At 60.2% G+C, this 3343-nt stretch carries 5 protein-coding genes; all 5 read left to right on the top strand.

Going from position 1 to position 3343, the window contains the following annotated elements:
- Positions 1–134 precede the first annotated feature (134 nt).
- Positions 135–764: a DUF1638 domain-containing protein gene (locus EN884_RS30435; protein ID WP_013531173.1), complete on the top strand. Its 630-nt coding sequence runs from the start codon at positions 135–137 to the stop codon at positions 762–764.
- A 104-nt stretch (positions 765–868) separates the two neighbouring features.
- Positions 869–1444: a DUF4893 domain-containing protein gene (locus tag EN884_RS30430; RefSeq protein ID WP_013531172.1), complete on the top strand. Its 576-nt coding sequence runs from the start codon at positions 869–871 to the stop codon at positions 1442–1444.
- 93 nt (positions 1445–1537) lie between these two features.
- Complete coding sequence (locus EN884_RS30425) at positions 1538–2320, top strand: formyl transferase (RefSeq protein WP_027160505.1); 783 nt, start codon at positions 1538–1540, stop codon at positions 2318–2320.
- A gap of 204 nt (positions 2321–2524) precedes the next feature.
- Positions 2525–2827, top strand: coding sequence for a virulence factor (locus EN884_RS30420; RefSeq protein ID WP_013531170.1), 303 nt, complete (start codon positions 2525–2527; stop codon positions 2825–2827).
- On the top strand, positions 2820–3343 hold a 524-nt coding region (locus EN884_RS30415), incomplete at its 3' end, for a methylenetetrahydrofolate reductase C-terminal domain-containing protein (protein ID WP_128360928.1). The genes EN884_RS30420 and EN884_RS30415, both read left to right, overlap by 8 nt.

Genomic DNA, 3343 nt, shown 5'->3' with positions numbered 1-3343 from the left:
GTGTTCGCGCAGGCCGCAAGGGCCAAGGCGCAGGCCAGGATGGCAATCGGCGTGATGCGCAGCAGTTTCATGGACGGTGTCTCCCTCAACAGATAAATTAGCGCCACAACAACGAAGGCCGCTCGACTGGTTCCATGGCCAAGACGCAAAAAACGAAACCGAATCAAGACGACAGGCTGCTCGTCATCGCCTGCGGGATGATTGCGCGCGAAGTTCTGGCCGTCAAGGAACAGCTCGGGCTGGATCACCTCGACCTGACCTGCCTGCCGGCGGAATTCCATTTCTACCCGGACCGCATCGCACCGGCCATGGACAAGGCGATCGAAAAAGCCAAGACGGAAGGCTACAGCAACATCTTCGTCGGCTATGCCGATTGCGGCACCGGCGGTCTGCTCGACCGCATCTGCGAGAAGCATGGCGTCGAGCGCATGGCCGGCCCGCATTGCTTCGCCTTCTACCAGGGCATGGAGGCCTATGCGAAAGTCGCAGACGACGACATGATGTCGTTCTACATGACCGACTTCCTCTGCCGGCAGTTCGACGCTTTCTTCATGAAACCGCTCGGCCTCGACAAGCACCCGGAGTTGATCAAGGACTATTTCGGCAATTACGAGAAGCTGATCTACCTCGCCCAGACCAACGATCCGGAACTCGACAAGGTCGCCGAAAAAGCCGCCAGAATGCTCGGTCTCGTCTATGAACGCCGCGCCACCGGTTATGGCGACCTGACGGCCGGGATGGCGCAGGCGGCTGCAGGCGCCTGAAGCAATTCTTGCCCCGCGATGACTCAAGGCTAGATGACAGGCCGCCGTGGACGGGTAAGGTGTGCGCCACAAGCAAACAGACTGCCAGCCATGGAAACGCACTGATGACCCCTCGCCTCTTGATAGCTGCACTCGGCCTCCTCTGTTTGGCCCTGCCCGCCCATGCCGACGGCGAGATACAGAAACTCATCACCCCGGCCGACAAGACGCGGCTCGACAAATATGGCGAGACCCGCAAGGCAGCCCTTGCCGAGGCGAAGACAGGCAACCCGGCCGAGGTCAAGCAACTCGATGCCCTGTTGGCAAAGCCGCTGGTGGCCTTTTCCGACAAGGACCTGACCGGCAACTGGCAGTGCCGCACCATCAAGGCCGGCGGACCTTTGCCGCTCGTCATCTATGGCTGGTTCAAGTGCAAGGTGACCGATGACGGTTCCGGCTGGCGGCTGGAGAAGATCAGCGGCTCGCAGCGCACCAGGGGCCGTTTCTTCGACGATGGCGAGAAACGCGCGATCTATCTCGGCTCCTTCTATGTCAACAGCGATCCGGCAAAGCCCTATGGCAGCGGTCCGCAAACCGACCAGGTCGGCTACGCCTTCCGCAACAGCGCCAAGGAATGGCGCATCGAATTTCCGGCGCCCTACTATGAATCGAAGCTCGATATCATCGAATTCAAGCGCTGACTGTGTATCGAAGAGCTGATCACCAAGGATTAACCCGGACACCCTAGCATCCCGTCTATTGTCGAGAAGGGTTGCTTGGAGGGGGCAAGATCCATGGCAGCATCAGAATCCAATACGCGTCCGATCGTGGTCGTCACCGGAGGCGGCCAGCATGTCTGGGCTATGATCAATGCGATCGCCGACCGCGTAGGTCCTGTCAGCGTCGTCCTCGAAACGCCTGAATCCAAAAAGCAATTGCTGCGTGGCCGGGCTCGCCGCCAAGGCTGGATTTCCGCCATCGGCCAGCTTGGCACGATGGTACTGAGTAGGTTGGGCAAGCGATTCCTGGCCGGCCATAGCGCGCGACTGATTGCCGAGGAGAAGCTGGAGGTTGAGCCGCGACCAGGCCAGGAGATCATCCCGGTAGCCTCGGCCAATGGGCTTGAGTGCCTGCAGGCGATCCAGAAGATCCGGCCAGGCGTTGTGCTGCTCAACGGTTGCCGACTAATCTCGGCTGAGATGCTGAGCAAAATGCCCTGCCCGGTGCTCAACTACCATGCGGGCATCACGCCGAAATATCGCGGCATGAATGGCGGCTATTGGGCTCTGGTATCAGGCGATGCGGAGAATTTCGGCACGACTGTCCACCTCGTCGACGCTGGCGTCGACACTGGTGGCGTGCTGAAGCAGGCGCGCGGCAGATCGAAAAAAGGCGACACCATCTCAAGTCACGCGCTACGCCAGACGGCGTTCTCGCGCGACATCTGCGTCGAGGCTGTCAGCGATGCACTGGCTGGAAAACTCACGACGATCGATCCCGGCCTGCCTTCGAAACTCTGGTATCATCCGACGATCTGGTTCTACGTCTGGACGGGCCTCAGAACTGGCATCTGGTAGCGCGTTTTTCGTCCTGGACGGCATACTGCGCGCCAGCGTTTCCGACGCGCTGGACCGGGCGCCGGCACACGCCGCAAACGAATAAACCCACTTTTCATTTTACGACATCGATATGCGTCGCTTTTGAATGCGCGCGCGTCGTCCCATAACAAGCGGCACCACTGCGCTTGCGGCAATGCTCGATAGTTCGAGGAGTGAGAATTCATGGCCGATCTGATCGTCGTCTACTGGCGCGACATCCCTGCCCAGGTGATCGTCAAGAAGGGCCGGCAGAACGCCAAGCGCGAACTGCCGCTGCGCTTTACCGAGGCGATCGACATGTGCGCCATGCGCACCGGCGCCGGCGGTACAGACGACTATCTGGCCGAATGGCGCAAAGCCGATCCCATTCCGGTCGGCGACGACCTCGAAGCCGAAGTCGAGAAGGCATTCAACGACATCGACACGAGATATGACCGCGAGCGGCTGGTCGCTCTGGTCAAGGCGGGCGGCAAAGAAAATGTCTGAAACCATTCCTGCCAAGGAGAGGCCGGCTGTTACCCAGGCCACTCTGGTCAAGAAGGCAGCGCCGAAATCCGACTACAAGCCGGCCGACGTATCGCCGCAGCGGCGCGTGCAGCGTTCCTTCGCGGTCAGATTATGGTCGGTGCGGCACTCGCGATTACTCGAATGGTTCTACGCCAAATTCGCCGACATGTTCCTGCTCCTCCATCCCTTATGGAAAGGCATAGGCTATGGCCGTGTCGAAGGGCCGATCAAATTTGTCGAGAAGCGCGTCAAGGGCTTCATGTTCGACTGCCGCATGTGCGGCCAGTGCATCTTGTCCTCGACAGGCATGTCTTGCCCGATGAACTGCCCCAAGCAATTGCGCAACGGCCCTTGCGGCGGTGTCCGCGCCAACGGCAATTGCGAGGTCGAGCCCGATATGCCCTGCGTCTGGGTCAAGGCCTGGGAAGGCTCGCAGAACATGGTGCACAGCGACAGGATCCTGACCGTGCAGAAGCCGGTCGACCAGTCGCTGCG

Origin of the sequence: Mesorhizobium sp. M7A.F.Ca.AU.001.01.1.1 (genome assembly GCF_004022735.1) — a bacterium.
GTDB classification, from domain to species: Bacteria; Pseudomonadota; Alphaproteobacteria; order Rhizobiales; family Rhizobiaceae; genus Mesorhizobium; species Mesorhizobium ciceri.
The sequence above is the reverse complement of the archived record's forward strand: the minus strand, read 5'-3'. Positions and strand labels throughout refer to the sequence as shown.